The sequence below is a fragment of the Sinorhizobium sp. P24N7 genome (genome assembly GCF_042436655.1).
Classification (GTDB): Bacteria; Pseudomonadota; Alphaproteobacteria; order Rhizobiales; family Rhizobiaceae; genus Sinorhizobium; species Sinorhizobium meliloti_A.
Genome location: NZ_JBHMIW010000058.1, coordinates 1 through 989, shown reverse-complemented (window position 1 = coordinate 989; position 989 = coordinate 1). Strand labels below are relative to the sequence as shown.

1 protein-coding gene is annotated in these 989 nt (G+C 61.8%); it reads right to left on the bottom strand.

From position 1 onward, the window contains the following. Positions 1-732 (bottom strand): hypothetical protein (locus tag ACFHWW_RS33850; protein ID WP_379943724.1); only part of this gene is annotated, 732 nt, incomplete at its 3' end. Positions 733-989 lie beyond the last annotated feature (257 nt).

Below are 989 nucleotides of genomic sequence, written 5' to 3'. Positions count from 1 at the left end.
AAATACTACAAGGCTTGACTCGCGGTCGGGCGATCGCAGGAGAAAGGTGTCGTGGCGATTATCATAGCCAAATGTCACGGTAGCTCCACGTGGAACGAAAACGCGGTCGCCCTGAAGAATGCGGCAATGCCATAGTTTCTCGCTACGCGCGACGAGATGAAATTCATGAATCCGCCCCGGTCCAGAGAGACCAAGGATCGGCACTTCGACATCGGAGCGAGGATCGGCGGAAACGAGTCCGTCGACGATACGGAGACCGGCGCTGCGAGCAGGATCGAGATTCGCCGGAACAGCGACATTGGCAAGGTCGCCCTCCGGCGCCGAAACTCCGGGCCAAATCCATGAAGTCGTCGAGAGTTCCGCTCGTGCATCCGGGTCACCTGCCGCACCCGGAGCCAGGACCTCAAAGGTGACCTCACAGGGAGAGCCGGGTTGATCGAAGCCCATCTGCAAGAACGGAAGTCGAGCATGGCCGCCGGCCCCGACCTCGAGGCTGATGAAGCGGGTTTCATCTCGGCTCCGAGCCCGGACAATCCGAGCTCGGCCACCGACCTCCGGGTCGATAGTGATTAAGAGGGTGCCGTCGCACGCATAGAGCGCACGCGAGCCGTCACGGCCGAGGACGGAACCATCGATCCAGACCGCCGCGTCCCGCGGCGCAGAGATAGTCAACGACCCACGCTCGGGAAATGTCAGTGTCTCTCCCCGACTGATCCATGCCGCCATTACCATCGGGTCCTCAGTCGGAATGGCGTCACCGAAGGAGGGACTGGTGAAAGCTAACCGGGACAGGACGACAAAGTGTTCTGCGGCGGCTTCGAATTCGCCCTCTTCGGGAGGTATCCGGCCGAGGAATGACCCACTGTCCGCGTCGAAGACGAGTACCTCGTCGGCCGACGGGGCAAAGGGAATCTCCTGCTGAACAATGCCGGCGCGCCAAGTTACGCGATCGGGCCACGGCGCAGGAACACGAATGCGCTGTCCGCCTG